At 71.8% G+C, this 16061-nt stretch carries 14 protein-coding genes; 8 read left to right on the top strand and 6 right to left on the bottom strand.

Annotated features, from left to right (window positions below):
- Positions 1–256 precede the first annotated feature (256 nt).
- From ACMCNO_RS15020 to ACMCNO_RS14995, 6 genes are all read left to right on the top strand, one after another.
- A complete protein-coding gene (locus ACMCNO_RS15020; protein ID WP_412750045.1) occupies positions 257–2614 on the top strand; it encodes a transketolase-like TK C-terminal-containing protein in 2358 nt (785 codons plus the stop codon).
- Positions 2615–2684: 70 nt separating this feature from the next.
- A complete protein-coding gene (locus tag ACMCNO_RS15015; RefSeq protein ID WP_412750044.1) occupies positions 2685–3962 on the top strand; it encodes an MFS transporter in 1278 nt (425 codons plus the stop codon).
- A 118-nt stretch (positions 3963–4080) separates the two neighbouring features.
- On the top strand, positions 4081–5025 hold the full coding sequence (locus ACMCNO_RS15010) for a DUF5996 family protein (RefSeq protein ID WP_412750043.1): 945 nt from the start codon (positions 4081–4083) through the stop codon (positions 5023–5025).
- Between the two features lie 74 nt (positions 5026–5099).
- Positions 5100–5678: a TetR/AcrR family transcriptional regulator gene (locus tag ACMCNO_RS15005; RefSeq protein ID WP_412750042.1), complete on the top strand. Its 579-nt coding sequence runs from the start codon at positions 5100–5102 to the stop codon at positions 5676–5678.
- Positions 5675–6331 carry a lysophospholipid acyltransferase family protein gene (locus ACMCNO_RS15000; protein WP_412750041.1) on the top strand — a complete coding sequence of 219 codons (657 nt, stop codon included), beginning with the start codon at positions 5675–5677 and terminating at the stop codon, positions 6329–6331. Before ACMCNO_RS15005 ends, ACMCNO_RS15000 begins: the two co-directional genes overlap by 4 nt.
- Before the next feature lie 72 nt (positions 6332–6403).
- On the top strand, positions 6404–7411 hold the full coding sequence (locus ACMCNO_RS14995; protein WP_412750040.1) for a pyridoxal-phosphate dependent enzyme: 1008 nt from the start codon (positions 6404–6406) through the stop codon (positions 7409–7411).
- Positions 7412–7430: 19 nt separating this feature from the next.
- Here ACMCNO_RS14995 and ACMCNO_RS14990 read toward each other — a convergent pair whose 3' ends face one another.
- From ACMCNO_RS14990 to ACMCNO_RS14980, 3 genes are read right to left on the bottom strand one after another with little or no spacing between them, the layout of a single operon-like run.
- Entirely contained in the window at positions 7431–7883 is a 453-nt protein-coding gene (locus ACMCNO_RS14990; RefSeq protein ID WP_412750039.1) for a MarR family winged helix-turn-helix transcriptional regulator, read from the bottom strand.
- Positions 7880–8299, bottom strand: a complete 420-nt coding sequence (locus ACMCNO_RS14985; RefSeq protein ID WP_412750038.1) for an EVE domain-containing protein — start codon at positions 8297–8299, stop codon at positions 7880–7882. The genes ACMCNO_RS14990 and ACMCNO_RS14985 overlap by 4 nt, the downstream gene beginning before the upstream one ends.
- On the bottom strand, positions 8296–8730 hold the full coding sequence (locus ACMCNO_RS14980) for an SRPBCC family protein (RefSeq protein WP_412750037.1): 435 nt from the start codon (positions 8728–8730) through the stop codon (positions 8296–8298). The genes ACMCNO_RS14985 and ACMCNO_RS14980 overlap by 4 nt, the downstream gene beginning before the upstream one ends.
- Positions 8731–8907: 177 nt before the next feature.
- Between ACMCNO_RS14980 and ACMCNO_RS14975 the strand changes: the two genes are divergently transcribed.
- Complete coding sequence (locus ACMCNO_RS14975; RefSeq protein ID WP_412753706.1) at positions 8908–9372, top strand: SRPBCC family protein; 465 nt, start codon at positions 8908–8910, stop codon at positions 9370–9372.
- 594 nt (positions 9373–9966) lie between these two features.
- Here ACMCNO_RS14975 and ACMCNO_RS14970 read toward each other — a convergent pair.
- From ACMCNO_RS14970 to ACMCNO_RS14960, 3 genes are read right to left on the bottom strand one after another with little or no spacing between them, the layout of a single operon-like run.
- Positions 9967–10320: a hypothetical protein gene (locus ACMCNO_RS14970; protein ID WP_412750036.1), complete on the bottom strand. Its 354-nt coding sequence runs from the start codon at positions 10318–10320 to the stop codon at positions 9967–9969.
- 45 nt (positions 10321–10365) lie between these two features.
- The gene (locus tag ACMCNO_RS14965) at positions 10366–13326 is read right to left on the bottom strand and encodes a tetratricopeptide repeat protein (protein ID WP_412750035.1); all 2961 of its coding nucleotides are present in this window, start codon (positions 13324–13326) and stop codon (positions 10366–10368) included.
- A gap of 9 nt (positions 13327–13335) precedes the next feature.
- Entirely contained in the window at positions 13336–14565 is a 1230-nt protein-coding gene (locus tag ACMCNO_RS14960; RefSeq protein ID WP_412750034.1) for a glycosyltransferase, read from the bottom strand.
- Between the two features lie 265 nt (positions 14566–14830).
- On the opposite strand from ACMCNO_RS14960, the gene ACMCNO_RS14955 reads away from it, so the two are divergent.
- Positions 14831–16033: a cytochrome P450 gene (locus ACMCNO_RS14955; RefSeq protein ID WP_412750033.1), complete on the top strand. Its 1203-nt coding sequence runs from the start codon at positions 14831–14833 to the stop codon at positions 16031–16033.
- The last annotated feature ends 28 nt before the right edge of the window (positions 16034–16061 follow it).

Genomic DNA, 16061 nt, shown 5'->3' with positions numbered 1-16061 from the left:
CTGTTCCTGCCATAAGCACGCCCGGGCGGCCCGCGGTGTTACCGACGATTTCCGGCAGGCGACGGGCGGGCTGAAACGATGTCGTCGCGCGCTGGTGCGCCGGCGGACGAGGGGCCCGGCGGCGGCGCCAGGGGCTGACGTCGGCTGGTCGCGAACGTCCGCCTACCCTGGGAAATCCGGGACCGATACCCGAACCGAGCCTCGCCCCGGCGAGGGCCCACCTCCGTCATGCCGCACCGCCGTCAGAAAGCCTCTCATGAGCGATCGCAACCTTCCGACCACCGCCAGCTCCCCGTCCGTGCCGGGCGGGACCAGGCAGGGTGACCACACCGACGTGTTGCGTGACATCGAGCAGCGGGTGCTCTGGCTGTCGACCGCGATCGTCGACTACGCCAACCGGGTCCGGCCCAACCCGACCGGCATGAAGGTCGGCGGCCACCAGGCGTCCTCCGCGTCGATGGCGACGATCATGACGACGTTGTGGTTCCAGCATCTGCGCGCCGAAGACCGGGTGTCGGTGAAGCCGCACGCCTCGCCGGTCCTGCATGCCATCAACTTCCTGCTCGGCGCGCTTGACGAGTCCTATCTGACCAGGCTCCGGTCGTTCGGCGGCCTGCAGAGCTACCCCTCCCGGGCCAAGGATCCCGACCCGGTGGACTACTCGACCGGCTCGGTCGGCATCGGGGCCACCGCGCCCATCTGGGGAGCGCTGTCGCGCCGCTACGTGGAGTCGCACCTCGGCGGGGCCGGGACGGGGCGCCAGTACTCGCTGGTCGGCGACGCGGAACTCGACGAGGGCGCGATCTGGGAGGCGATCCTCGACCCCATGGTCGCCGAGCTCGGCGAGATCTGCTGGATCGTCGACATGAACCGGCAGTCGCTCGACCGCGTGGTGCCCAACATCGGCGCCACCCGGCTGCAGGGCATGTTCGCCGCGGCCGGCTGGCAGGTGCTCACCGTCAAGTACGGGCGGCAGCTGAACGACCTGTTCGCCCGGCCGGGCGGCCCGCAGTTGCGGCGCCGCATCGACGAGATGACCAACCCGGAGTACCAGCGGCTGCTGCGGTGTTCCCCGGCCCAGCTGCGTGAGCGGCTGCCCGACAGCGACGACCTGCGCGCGCTCGTCGGCACGCTCGATGACGCCCGGCTGCACGACGCGATGCGCAACCTCGGCGGCCACGACCTGGAAGCGCTCGACGAGGCGTTCGGCAGCATCGACGACACCCGGCCGACGGTGATCTTCGCCTACACCGTCAAGGGCTACGGGCTGGCCACCGAGGGCCATCCGCAGAACCATTCCTCGCTGCTGTCCGAGGAACAGATGACCGAACTCGCCGCCCGGTCCGGCATGACGCTGGACGCGCCCTGGCAACGGTTCGCGGCGGGCAGCGACGCCGCCGAGCTGTGCGCGCGCCGGGCCGCAAGCCTGCGCCGGGAACCGGTGCCCACCCGTCCGGCCGGGGTGCTGCCGACCGACATCGGGCGCACGCCGTCGGGCAAGGCGACGACCCAGGCCGCGCTGGGCCGGGCGTTGCTGGATCTGACCCGGGCCGCCCCCGACGCCGCCCGCCGCGTCGTGACCCTGTCCCCGGACGTCTCGTCGTCGACCAACCTCGCCGGATGGGTGAACAAGGTCGGCGTCTGGTCGCAGACCGCACGGCAGGACTGGTTCAACGACGACCCCGAAACGATCCTGCACTGGCGCGAGCATCCCCACGGCCAGCACCTCGAGCTGGGCATCGCCGAGGTCAACCTCGTCGGCCTGCTCGGCGAGCTGGGCGCGACCTGGTCGCGGTGGGGACAGCCCCTGCTGCCCATCGGCGTGCTGTACGACCCGTTCGTCCAGCGGGCCCTGGAGCCGTGGTCCTACGGTCTCTACGCCGGAGGGCAGTCCATTCTCGTCGGCACCCCGTCCGGCGTGGCGCTGGCCCCGGAAGGCGGCGCGCACCAGTCCATCACCACTCCCTCGGTCGGGCTGGAACAGCCCGGCTGCATCAGCTACGAGCCGGCGTTCGCCATCGACGTCGAGTGGACGCTGCTCGCGTCGATGGCCCGCCTGGGCCGGCCGGACGGCATCTCGGCGTACCTGCGGCTGTCCACCCGGCCGGTCGATCAGACGCTGGCCGCGGTGCCCGCCGACCCCGCCGCCCGCGAACGGCGCCGCAAGCAGGTCGTGGCCGGGGCCTATCCGCTGCGCCGCTCCGCCGCCGAGACACCGGCACTCACCATCGCCGCGATGGGCGCGGTCATCCCCGAGGCCCTGCAGGCCGCCGACCGGTTGCAGTCGTTGGGCACGGCGGTCGACGTCGTCTGCGTCACCAGCCCCGGGCTGTTGTTCGACGCCGTCCAGGCCCAGGCCGGGCGTCCGGCCCGCGCGGCGGCCACCGAGACGTGGATCCTGGATGCCGCCTTCCCCGCCCGCAGGTCATCACCGCTGGTCACCGTGCTCGACGGCCACCCGCACACGCTCGCCTTCCTGGCCGGCATCCGCCAGGTCCGGGCGGCGCACCTCGGCGTGACCACGTTCGGGCAGTCCGGCGACCTGGAATCGGTGTACCGCCACCACGGCCTCGACACCGACAGCATCGTCGCCGCCGCGCTCGACCTGCTGTGACCTCTGGTCGCTGACCACGGTACGCAATACCGATTGTCAAACAGTACGGTCGTACTGTTGGATGATCTCCATGCCCCTGCTACCGGAACCGGGACCGATCCGGACCCTCGCCACCGCCACCCTGATCAACACGATCGGCAACGGGCTGTGGATGGTGTCCAGCGCGCTGTTTCTCACCCGCTCCGTCGGTCTCCCGGTCGGACAGGTCGGTCTGGCGCTCACCCTGGTCGGGCTGGTCAGCCTCGTGACCAGCACCCCGGCGGGCTACCTCGCCGACCGGCTCGGCCCACGCAGCGTGGCGATCGGCGGGCTCGCGGCGCTCGGCCTCTGCGAGTTCGGCTTGACCGGGGTCCGTTCCATCACCGGGTTCCTGCTGGTAGCGGGCCCGATGGCCATTCTGGACGCGGCGCAACGGGCGGCCCGTGGGGCCATCATCGGCGGTTGCGTGCCGCCGGACCGGCGGGTCTACACCCGCGCCTACCTGCGGTCGGTCACCAATGTCGGCATCACGGTCGGCGCCGCGGTCGCCGGCATCGGACTCACCGTGGACACCCGCAGTGCGTACCTGTCGCTGATCGTCGCGGATGCGGCGACGTTCCTGCTGGCCGCGGCCATACTCTCGCGGCTGGCCCCGGTCGCCCGGGCGCCCCGCGCGGAATCCGGGCCGCGGCTGATCGCGCTGCGCGACCGGCCGTTCCTCGCCTTCGTCATGCTGGACGGCCTGCTCGCCACGAACTTCGGCCTCTTCGAGGTGGCCCTGCCACTGTGGATCGCGGAGCGCACCGACGCGCCGCGCTGGATGATCTCGGTGGTGTTCGCGGTGAACACCGTGACCGTGGTGCTGCTCCAGGTCCGCGCCGCCCGCGGCACCGACACCATCACCGGGGCCGCCCGCGCTTCCCGCCGGGCCGGATTCGCGCTGCTCACGTCGTGCCTGATCTTTCCACTGACGGCCGGCACCCACCACCTCCTGACCATCACGCTGCTCATCGTCGCCGCCATGGTGCACGTCGCCGGTGAACTCTGGTATTCGGCGGGCGGTTGGGGCATCTCCTTCGGCCTGGCACCGGACAACGCGCACGGGCAGTATCAGGGGACCTACGCGATGGGCCACCAATTCGGTCAGATGATCGCCCCCGCCGTGGTCACGACGCTCACCCTCGGGTGGGGCACCCCGGGCTGGTGGGTGCTCGGCGCCGCGTTCGCCGCCGTGGGGTGCCTGGTCCCCCCGGTGGTCCGCCGGGCCGTCGCGCACCGCACCAGCGCACCGACCACACCGGGCGGTGTCGCGGCTCCCCCGCCCCGCAGCCACCAGTCCCCGGAATCCATCAGCACGACCCCGGAGTAAGCCGACCGGGTCTACCATCCGTGGGTGTGGTGCCGGGCGCGCCCCACCATTCTCTACGGCGCTCTCCCCCGTGCCCACGGTCCGACGGAACGTCCAGCGGCATCCGCGGGAGGGCGTGGTGACCAGGCAGACGACGGCGCAGCATCGGGCGTGGCCACGGCTGCGGACCGAAGACTGGGCCGACACGAAAGACACATTGCACATGTGGACCCAGATCGTCGGGAAGATCCGCATGGCGCACACACCAGCGGTCAACCACTGGTGGCACGTCACGCTCTACGTCAGTCCGCGCGGGCTGACCACCTCGACGATCCCGTACCGCGACGCGGCGTTCGACATCGAATTCGACTTCCTCGACCACCAGCTGCACATCCGGACCACCGACGGCCGCCGGCGCCAGGTCGCACTGGCACCCAAGCCGGTGGCCCGCTTCTACACCGAGACCATGGACGCCCTTGCCGAGCTGGGCATCCAGACCCGGATCCATGCCACACCCAACGAGGTGGAGCCCGCCGTACCGTTCGCCCACGACGAGCAGCATGCGTCCTACGACGCCCGCGCGGTCACGCGGTACTGGCACCAGCTCCTGCAGTCCAGCCGCGTCCTCGCACAGTTCCGATCCGGGTTCGTGGGCAAGTCCAGTCCCGTGCACTTCTTCTGGGGCGCGATGGACCTGGCCTGCACCCGGTTCTCGGGGCGCACCGCGCCACCGCACCCCGGCGGCGTGCCGAACTGCCCCGCGCGGGTCATGCGCGAAGGCTATTCACACGAGCTGGCCAGTTGTGGCTTCTGGCCCGGCGGCGCGGAAGGCGCCTACTACGCGTACGCCTACCCCGAGCCGCCCGGCTACGCCGGGCATCCGGTGCGCCCCCAGGGCGCGTCCTACCACCGCGACGTCGGGGAGTTCCTGCTGCCCTATGAAGCCGTCGCCGCCGCGCCCGACCCGGATGCGATGCTCACCGAGTTCCTCGGCACGACGTACGGAGCCGCTGCGGATCTGGGCGGCTGGGACCGCGCCGCCCTGGAGGCCGGACCGCCGCGACCCGACAACCATCCCGGATGACCAGGGACCCGTCGCGCACGAATTCCGGCCACGATCAGTAGACACTGTCTACCGACGTCAGGTAGACAGTGTCTATGCACACTGACGACGGGCTACGGGCCCGCCTGGTCCGGATCGGCGGGGAACTCGTCGACCGTGCCGGTCCCTCCGCCGTGTCCCTGCGCGAGATCGCCCGGTGCGCCGGGGTGTCCCACGGCGCACCGCGCCGGTACTTCCCCACCCACCTCGAGTTGCTGTCGGCGATCGCCCGTGAGGGATACGCCGACCTCGCCGCGATGGCCGACGCCGCGCTGTCCCAGGCGCCCGGTGACCCGCGCACCCGGCTCAGCGTGCTCGTCCGGGCCTACCTGGACTTCGCCATCACCCGCCCCGGCCGCTACGAGCTGATGTTCCGCCACGACCTGCTGGCCAGCGGCCACCTACGGCTCCGCGATGCCAGCCTGCCACTGTTCCAGCTGCTCACCGAGCTCGTCGCGCAGGCCCGGCCGAACCTCGAGCCGTCCGCGCAGGTCGTCGCGGGAGCGCTCTGGGCCAACCTGCACGGCATCGCGCAGCTGTGGCAGTGGGGCAGCCTCCCCCTCGCCACCGGCGCCACCGATCCGGACGCGCTGCTCGACACCGCCCTCACCGCCCATCTAGGACCCGCCACATGACCGCCACCCCACCGGTGTACGCCCTGGCCCAGCACACCCTCGGCCGGTACCTGCGCCGCCGCTGGCGCCCCACCGTCACGGGCCTGGAGCATGTTCCCGCCACCGGCGGTGCGATCCTGGCCGCGAACCATCTGTCCGTGGCCGACCAGTTGTTCCTCGGCGTCCTCACGCCCCGGCACATCGCCTTCTGGGCCAAAGCCGAGTACTTCCGGACGCCCGGACTCCGCGGTCGGCTGACCCGGCACGTGGTCACCGGCATGGGTGCCATCCCGGTCGAACGCGGCGGCGGCCGGGCCACCCGCACCGCGTTCGACGCCGCCGTTCCCGTACTTCGCGGGGGTGGCCTGGTGGCCGTGTTCCCCGAGGGCACGCGCTCCCCCGACGGACGGCTCTACCGCGGCCGTACCGGCGTGGTCCGCCTCGCCGATCAGGCCGCCGTTCCGATCATCCCGGTCGGAATCCGGGGCACGGACCGGCTGCGCCCACCCGGCGCCCGATTCCCGCGCCGCCGCCCGGTCAGCGTCGCGTTCGGGCCCGCGATCGCAGTCCATGTCGCGGAGCCGGCGGACATCCGCCGCGTCACCGACACCCTCATGGCCACCATCCAGTCCCTCTCCGCCCAGCAGTACATACCCCGCTACGCCCGTGCGTGACGCCCGGACCTCCCCCCCATCGGCAAGAAATGACGGTGCCCGCGCGGCCGCAGACGGCCGTACCCTGAGCGGATGACGGCGCCGCACCTGCATCTCCGGTACCCGACCGCGGCGGCCCGGCTGCCGTTTCGCCGGCTGGGCTCCGGCCCGACGCCGGTGCGCCGCCTGGCCGGTGCCCCACAGGTGTGGGTCAAGGACGACAGCGGGTACGGGACGATCTACGGCGGCAACAAGGTCCGCAAGCTGGAGTGGACCCTCGCGGACCTGCTCGGTCGCGGCCGGCGCACCGTCGTCACCGCCGGTGGGACCGGCAGCCACCACGCGGTCGCCGTCGCCCGGTACGCCGCCGCGGCCGACCTGCGGGTGTCCATCGTCGCCCTGGAGCAGCCGTACGACGACCATGTCGCCGGACAGCTCGCCGCGGTGCTCGCGAGCGGCGCCCGGGTCCGCCGGGTCCGCACTGTTCCCGGCGGTTACCTCGCCGCGGCCCGCTTCCTGGCCGGGGCCGCGCTGACCGGCCGGCGCCCGGCCCTGCTGCCGATCGGCGGCTCCAGCCCCCGCGGCTGCCTCGGCTACGTCGAGGCGGCGTTCGAGCTCGCGGCCCAGGTGGCGGACGGTGAAGTGCCCGCGCCCCGGCGGGTGGTGCTGCCGGTCGGCTCCGGCGGCACGGCGGCCGGGCTCGCCCTCGGGCTGGCCCTGGCGGGACTGCCCACCGAGGTGATCGGCGTACTCGTCAACGACCGCACCCCGATGGGGCAGGCGCAGGTCCAGCGGCTCGCTGCCGCCGCCGCGCGGCTGCTGCGCCGGGCCGGCGCGGCGTTGCCCGACGGTACGCCGCTGGCGCCGCTCACGGTGCGCCGCGACTGGCTCGGCCCCGGCTACGGGGTGGCCACCGCGGACTCGGCGGCCGCGGCCGGCTGGCTGGCCGACCAGGCCGGCCTGGTGGCCGAGCCGGTGTACACCGCCAAGGCGGCAGCGGCGGTGCGGGCGCTGGCGGCGGACGGCACCCCGGACGGCCCTCTGCTGTACTGGCACACCGCCGACCGTGGCGGCGCCGGGTCCGGCAGGCCGGCGCCCTGATCCGCGCCCCGGCCGGCGGTCATCCCTCTGATGTGGATCGGCGCAGCGTGCGCAGCGCTGTGGTGAACGCGGGCAGGTCGGCGCCGAGGTCCGCGAAGAAGGCGGCGTCACACGCCTCCACCGCGACCACCGCCCGGTTGGCGAGGTCCCGGCCGGCCTCGGTGACGGCCACCGCCCGGGCCCGCCGGTCGCTGGGATGCGCGGGCCGATGCACCAGGCGGCGACCTTCCAGCGTACGGAGCACCTGGGAGGTCATCATCGGATCGGTGGCCGCCATACCGGCCAGTGCCTTCTGGGTGACCGGCCCGGAGGCTTGCAGGTAGGTGAGCGTGGCCAGCAGCACGAACTGCACGTGGGTGATGTCGAACGGTTTCAGTGCCGCCCGCTGTGCGGCCTGCCACCGGTTGGTGACCTGCCACAACAGCAGCCCGGGGCTCTCGTCGGCGCTGTCATGCCGACTGGCCAGCCTCATGCCGCCACCCGCCGCGCCCGCATGGCGGTGTGAATGCGCCCGAAGTCGTCGTCGGTGAGGCGCACGAGGCCGCGACGCAGCCGGATGCCCCACCCCGGCTGGGCGGTGAAACTCAGGCCCAGCGACCGGATCGGCGTCTCGACCACGTCCGGCAGGTAGTTGACCCGGCGACGCCACGGGTGGAAGTCGCCTTCGTGCGCCTGCCAGATCTCGTCGTCGGCCACCACGCCGAGCGCGGTGAACGCCTGGAGTGGCTCCCCGTCGCGCAGGCTCGTCCGTGGTGAGTAGTAGACGAGCCGGTCACCGGCCGCGAGACGGGCGAGCCCGTCCCGCTTGCCGTGACCGAGTTGGGCGATGCCCAGCTCGGTGCCGCGCTGTACGTGGTCGCGGCAGACCACACCGAGCCAGTGGGTCATGCCGGCACTCCGGCCGTGCGGGCGGCTGCTTCGAGCCGGGCCAGGTCGGCGGTGAGTCCCCTCGCGATGCCTTTGCCGAGCACCGCGGTCCAGAAGAAGGAGAACGGACCGGTCATGGTCGCCCGCACCGAGACGGTGGTGCTGCCGCCTGCGTCCGTGGTCACCAGGTGCTGGAACGTCAGTCGCGCGCCCAGCAGCAGGGACACGTCGGTGAACTCCCGCTCCGGGACGAGCGCCGTCACGACGAACCGGGTCACCGGGCCGCCCTTCGGCTTCATCCGCCCGGTCGCGCCAGGGCGGAACGGTCCGTCGAGGCGTACCCATTCGATGTCGGTGTTCCACTCCGGCCAGGTGGTCATGTCGGCCCACCGCGCGAAGAACGCCTGAGCGGGGACGTCGGTGGTGATTGCCGCGGTCGCGATCGTCTTCATGCCAATTAGTATGCGCGCTTAGCATCTGGGAGTCAAGCCGGCTGGTCGCCTTCGACGACGGCGGCGGTTTGGCATCAGGCGCACTGGGCACCAACAAGGCATGGATCGCGGCGGCAGAGCGCTCGGATTCTTCGGGCGCGATGCGCCGATGTCGGCCCGGACAGGAAGGAACCCATGGTGAGCACCGTTACCGAGTCCGTTGACGTCAACGTGCCGGTACGCACCGCGTACAACCAGTGGACGCAGTTCGAGGACTTCCCCCAGTTCATGAGCGGGGTGGAGGAGATCCGCCAGCTCGACGACACCACCACGCACTGGAAGACCACCATCGACGGCGTGACGCGGGAGTTCGACGCCCGGATCACCGAGCAGGTGCCCGACGAGCGGGTGGCGTGGACGTCCGTGGAGGGCAGCCGCCAGGCTGGCGTCGTGACCTTCCACCGCCTCGACCCCACCCAGACCCGGGTGACGGTCCAGATGGAGTTCGAGCCCGACGGGGTCGTCGAACAGGTCGGCGGCAAGCTCGGCTTCCTCGACCGACAGGTCAAAGGCGACCTGAAGCGGTTCAAGGAGTTCATCGAGAGCCGCGGCGGCGTCGAGACCGGCGCGTGGCGCGGCGAGGTGGATCGCCCGCAGCCCTGAGGCAGGACTCCGCGACGGCCGCCGGGAATCCCCGGCGGCCGTCGCGGTCGGTCCGGTACCTTCAGATCGAGACCATCACGTACCGACGATGATGCCCGCCGATGCACCCCCGCAGTCGGCGATGCCGGCCGTCAATCAGCCCCCGCCTCAGTACCGAGGTCGATGATCCGCGGTGATATCGGCGGGTCGTGGACCGGGAATCCCCAGTAGCCGGTGATCCTCGTCCCGCAACACCTGGGTGGCGACGTCCCGTGAGCCCCGGTGCCCGGCGCCGTGCGCCGCGCGGGAGCGCCGGCGCCGAGGACCCCGCCATGGGATCCGCAGCCGGAGTGCCTCGATGATGTCGTGGAGCCTCTTGCGCATGTGCCCTCCCCCAAGGCGTTCCGCCGCTCGGCGTCCTCGATGGCTGGGGTGCTTTCCTCCGTTCGGCGTGGTCGGTCGTCGCAAGTCAGCGAGCGGCGGAGCCGATGATCAGTAACTCCGGCTTCATGATCCGGTAACGATTTCCCGAAGATCAGCTCCTTTCCCACTCCCTGACACAGGGGTTCTGGTGGGGTGGCTGCGCTCAGAACCTGGATCCCGGCGACGGCAGGATCAATCTCGGCGCTGCGCGCGAGTCGGGGACTCGTCGGTCGCCTCGACGATGTCGACGACCGCACGGGTCAGGATCGTCCCCAGCACGCAGAGCAGACCCACCACGATCGACACACGAATCAGCGCGCTGTCGGGCACGATGCCGGCCAACACGAGCGCGGCCAGGGCCACCGCAACGATGGCGATCGTGGAGATCGCTATCGTCCACGAGCGCACGCGCGACTTGGTCCAGAAGCGCACCCGCCCCCGGTGACGCGCCTGGGTCCGTAGCCGATCCAGATACGCCGATTCCCAGACCAGCGCCAGCATCAGTACGGGAAAGACCTGAGCCATCGTGGAGTAGAAGTCCCGCACTCGGCCTCCTGCGGTTGCCGGACACGTGTGAAAGCCGGACGTGCGCTACCCGAGTGCCCGCTCCTCCTCCGCCACCCTGGCGCCGAGGTCGGTGATTCCGTACGCGACGACCAGCCGCCGCGCGGCGTCCAGGTCGGCGGCGGCCGCCGCCCCGCGGCCCTGGAGCCGGCGCACCCGGCTCCGGTGGAGGTGGGTGACGGCCCGGCCGCTCGGGTTGCCGATCTGCGTCTGCGTGTCGAGACTCCGGTCGTACCAGTCCTCCGCCCCGCCGAGTTCACCGCGCCGCTCCCACGCCTGGCCCAGATGGTCGTAGGCCGACGCGAGCAGGTGAGCGTCGCCGATCCTGCGGGCGATGTCGACGGCGGCCCACAGGTTGTCGATCGCCGCATCGGTGTCGCCCCACTGCACCTCCAGATAGCCGAGGGTGGTGTGGACCGCCCCGAGTTCCTTGACGTCGTGGTGACGCTCACAGATCACCCGCGCCCGGGCGAGGTGCTCCCGCGCGTCCTCCTGCCGGCCGAAGCGCGTCCAGGCGAGATACCCCAGCTCACGATGGGCGGACGCCTCGACCTGGGAATCGACGCCGCGGGCCCGCGCCAGTGCCTCCTCGAACCGCCGCTCGACCGCCTCCTCCGACGCGCCCTGCTGGCGTTCGACCCAGCCCAGGCTGAGCAGGGCACCGGCCAGCCCGTCGGTCACCGCGTGCCGCTCACACTCCGCGACACACTCGCGCAAGAGCTCCTCGGCCTCGGCCAGGCGGCTCCGCGCGGACGCGATGCGCCCCAGCCGATACACCGACAATGTCACGATCGGCCAGAGACCAGCCTCCGCTCCCGCCTGCCGGCTGTCCGAGAAGTGCGCGGCCGCCGCGTCGTACTGACCACCCAGATCGGCGACCTCACCGAGCAGGAACGCGGCCCGGGCGTGACTGGCAGGGTCGGCCGCGGTCACAACGCGCCGCGCCTCCCGATCGACGACGTCGGCATATCCCCAGGTGAGCAGCGCTGGACCAGCCCACCACAGCACCTGTGACGCGGCGTCGAGCTCGCCCGCCTCGGTCCGGTGGAAGAGCTCCTCCAGGGCGGTCTCCGCGTCGGCGAGGTCGTCGGGCCGGGGTGGCCGGGGATCCCGCGCGTAGAAGCGGGCCGCCGCACGGTGCAGCCGCGCAGCCGTGTCCGCCGGCATCGCGACCAGCACCGCCCGGCGGACGGCCGGCGCAATCCGGACGGTGTCATTGTCGAGGTCCACCTCGACCAGGAACCGCTGCGCCAGCAGGGGCACCGCGTCCGCCGCCTCGTCGCCCAGCCGCGGCAGGTCGGTCCGGCCGACCGGCCGCCGCAGCACGGCGAGACAGTCGAGGGCGTGCCGCGCGCTCTCCGGGAGATCGGCCAGCGACTGGTTCACCAGGTCGTCCATTGCGACGTCCACCTCCGCCGACTGGAGCACCTGGTCGAGCGGGCGATGACCGCGCACGACGAGGTCGGCTACCGCGCGCAGCGCGGCCGGCATCCCGCCGTACTGTGCCGCCACCCGCCGCAACAGCTGCTCGTCGGCCGATCCCAGCCCGCTCGCGCGCAGCAGGTGCACCGCCGCGTCCTCGTCGAGTCCACCGACCTTGCGTTCGACCACCGCACCCAGCGGGACTTCGACTCCGCTCGGGTCGAACCGCGGGAACACCTCACTGGTCACCAGAACCTTCGCGGCGTTGACCCGGGTCAGGACCGCCAGCAGGACGGTCCGCAGTGCCTCGTCCCGGATCGAACCGTCGGCGCCCAGCCACCGCTCGACGCGATGCAGCACGATCAGGTACCGCTTCCGGTTCAGCGCGGGCATCAGCCGCTGGATGATCGCGGGCAACGAATCGGGGTCGCGCTGGTGCCAGCGGCCCTCCAGCGCGCTGTCGCCCTGTTCGCTCACCATGGCGTGCAGCTGCCCGAGGAACGCACTCGCCGTGTCCCGCGCCTCGGTGCAGTCGATCCAGAGGGCGTCGTCGAAGGACCCCCGGTGGTCGTCGAAGGCCTTCGCCGCGACGGTGCGTTTGCCCCAACCCGGTGGTCCGGCGAGGAGGAAGAGGCGCTGGTGGCGGTCCGCGACGAACGACGCCAGCTCAGCGCGCAGCTCCAGCCGCCCGAGAACGACCCCGACGGCCGGTACGCCGTCGCGGCGGGGCAGTTCCGGCGCGGCAGCCGTGGCGGCGGTCGTGGTGCCGTCACGCCCGACGAGCTGCCACACGCGGTCGAGCACGAAACGGAACGCATCCGCGTCCCGCGTCGCGGGCTTCACGATCGAGGTGTGGCTGCCACGTACCCGGCGGGTGCGGTTCATCGGCAGCCCGAGGCTCGCGCTCAGCGTGTCGACCCAGAAGTCCGAGGCTCCCAGTACGCCCCACGTCGGCAGGGACTCGCGGTCGGGGCCCGGCTCGGAGCCGTCCACCACCACCCGGGTCGTGAAGAACGTGTTGAGCTGCGTGACCAGCGCACCATGCGCGACGATGGCCCGTCCGTCCCGGGTCAACCGCCCGGCGATGCGCGGCACTCGCAACGACCCGGCCTGCGGCGTCGCCATCATGATCAGGCCGGACACGTGTGGTGGATGCCGGAACTCCCCGGCGTCGATCAGGAACCGGACGGCCGCCTTGCACAACAGGCCGCCCATGCTGTGCCCGATGAGGATGATCCGCTGGTACGTGCTCGCCTGCCGCAGGATGCCGGCCAGCACCTCGGCCTCGACCGTCAGGTCGACCGAGCGCCAGAACTTCAGCCGTCCCCGCAACGAAACGTACTCGTAGATCCCGACGTCGACGTCGGGGAGCTCCCGGAACAGCAGGCGCGGGAAGTCCCCCCAGGTCGGACGGGTGCCGTACCGGCGGCCGCCCAGGCCGTGCACGAAGACCACCAGGTTCGCGCAGTCGGCCAGTCCCGCATGCCGGTGCACCACCAGCGGTTCGTCGTGCAGCGCCCGCTCGGCTACCGGCTCCGCGAATTCGTCCTGGACCAGTTCCCGCATCCCGGCCCGCTATCGACCACTCAACGCGGGCACCGGCGAGCCGCCGTGCACCACCGCCACGGTGCGCCGGGCGACCCGGGTGTATGCGTCCAGGTGGGCGCGTGCGACCACGGGCCACGCCGTACGCAGCGCAAGGTGGCGTAGCGGTGCCTGCACCGCGGCGCGGAACCCGTCGTCATCGAGGATCCTGTCGACCAGGCGCGCGAGTTCCACCGGGCGCCCGGGGTCGACGAGCAGTTCGTCGCACACCTCCGCCAGCTCCTGGAACTTCGGCCGCCGGGACGCGACGACGATCGCCCCCGCCCCGAGTGCGCGGTGCAGGATGCCGCTGACCGAGCGGGTGTCCTCGTCGTACACGCAGAACACCACGTCGGCCGAGGCCAAGGCCGCGCTCATCACCTGTTCGGAGACCGGGTCCCGGGTCACCACGAGCTGATCGCCGATCCCCGCCCGCTGCGCCTTCTCGACGCAGGAGTCGAGGTACGCGAGCCCCTGCGTCCCGGAGTCGCGCCGGTACCCGCCGACCCACAGCCGCGCTTCCGGGCGGCCTGCGGCGATCAAGGCGAAGGCCTCGATGACGACCTCGAGATTCTTGGAACGCCGGAGATAACCCGGGGCGACGAGCAGCGGGGATCCGGCCGGGACGGAATCGGCGCGCCCGATCGCCCCCGGACGCAGGTGCAGCGTCCCGTGGGGGATCGCCACCACCGCGTCCTCCGGCAGCCCTTGCCGGATCAGGGTCTGCCGCATCGACTGCTCGTGATGCACGATGAGCAGTCCGGCCCGCTCACCGATCGCCCGCTGGTGGGCCTCGATGGCCACGCCATCCAGCGAGAACCCGCGGGACCATCCGCAGCCGAGGTCGACGCTGAGATCGGTGTGGACCGTGTGCATCGTGACCACCGCCGGCAGTCCCGCGTGCGCCAGTGCGGTCAGGAGCCGGGGAAACCGTTCATCGGCGCCGAAGATGCCGAACTCGTGCTGGATGTGCACGACATCCGGGCGGGTCGCGGCCACCACCGGGGCGAGCTGCGCCGGGTAGTCGGCGCCGTGGACCGGTACCGGGACCACCCGGAACCGCCCGTCGCGGTGCGGTACGGCGCGGCTCGGCGTGACGACGGTGACCTCGACATCCTCGTCCTCGGCAAGCAGCGCCGCGACGAGGTAGCTGGTGTAGCTGGCGATGCCGCAGTGATCGGGAGCGAAGGTCGACACGACGGTGATCCGTTGGGCCACCACGACAGGAGCCTCCTCGCCGACGACAGAGCGGAACCGGGCGCGCACGCAGAGTCTAAACGGGCGGCCGCGAGTTACGCACGTAACGCGCTCGGTAACCGGCGGAGCCTGCCTGCGGTTCCCGGACGACGGCGATGATCCCCGGAGAATTTGTCCCGACATGGCGGACACCATCGTCCTCTTTGGATATAGCGTTGGTTTGTCAACAGGTGACCGCTTCGAGCTGAGCCGAACCGGGGGCACAGCGTGCCCGTGAGGGGTGAGTTCCATGCCCGTGACGAATGAAGCTCCGAGACTGGCGGATCTGCTTGCCTGGCTGGAGCAACAGCGCGACAAGGGGCAGGTGGTCCACGACGACAAGCAGCAGTGCTGGCACGTGCTCGGCCATCCGGAGGTGCGGGAGGTGCTCGCCGACCCCCGCACCTTCTCCTCCGATCTGAGCGAGCTGATGCCGCAGCAGGAGGACTTCGACCTCTTCGGCAAGGGCAACTTCGTCCGGATGGATCCACCCCGGCACGGCAAGCTGCGTGGCCTGGTCAGCCAGGCGTTCACGCCCCGGGTGGTGGCCGAGCTGGAGCCCAGGATCGCCGAGGTCACCAACGAGCTGCTCGACGCCGTGGCCGGCACGACCCGGGTGGAGCTCATCGAAGCGCTGGCGTACCCGTTGCCGGTGATCGTGATCGCGGAGCTGCTCGGGATCCCTGCGTCGGACCGGCCGGTGTTCCGCCGGTGGGCGGACGCGCTCTTCGACCGGGCCGACGTCGGTCCGGAGCAGTCCCTGCGGGATGCCAGGTCGCAGGCCATGGCCGCCGCCGGACCCGTCATGCGCGACATGAACGCCTACCTCCTGGAGCACATCCGGGCCCGGCGGCAGGACCAGGGTGCCGACCTGACGAGCAAGCTGATCCAGGCGGAGGTCGACGGGGAGCGGCTGGACGACGAGGAGATCATCGGCTTCGTCGGCCTGCTCCTGATCGCCGGGCACATCACGACGACGGCGACGCTCGGCAGCGCTGTCCTGTCCTTTCACGAGTACCCCGACGCGGCAGCGGCGGTACGCGCCGATCCGCGTCTGCTGCCCGGCGCCATCGAGGAGGTGCTGCGATATCGCACACCGTTCCCGCGGCTGCCCCGGCGGGCCACCCGGGACGTCCGGGTCGGCGACGTGGACATTCCCGCGGGAGCGATCGTGCAGCCCTGGCTCGCGGCGGCCAACCGCGACGAGCGCGTGTTCGCCCGCCCGAACCGGTTCGACATCCACCGCGCCCGCAACCCGCACCTCGCCTTCGGCCAGGGCATCCATTTCTGCATCGGGGCACCGCTGGCCAGGCTCGAGGCGCGGGTCGCGCTGGGCATCATGCTCCAGCGCTACCGCGGCATCTCGATCGCGCCCGACGAGCCGGTGGAGGAACGCAATCCGTGGCTGATGGTCAGCGTGCACAGGCTGCCGCTGGACCTGCGCGCCGGGTAGCCGCGGCGCTCGCGTCGACCCGGCCACG

This window comes from Krasilnikovia sp. M28-CT-15 (assembly GCF_047159595.1).
GTDB lineage: Bacteria > Actinomycetota > Actinomycetes > Mycobacteriales > Micromonosporaceae > Actinoplanes.
The sequence above is the reverse complement of the archived record's forward strand: the minus strand, read 5'-3'. Positions and strand labels throughout refer to the sequence as shown.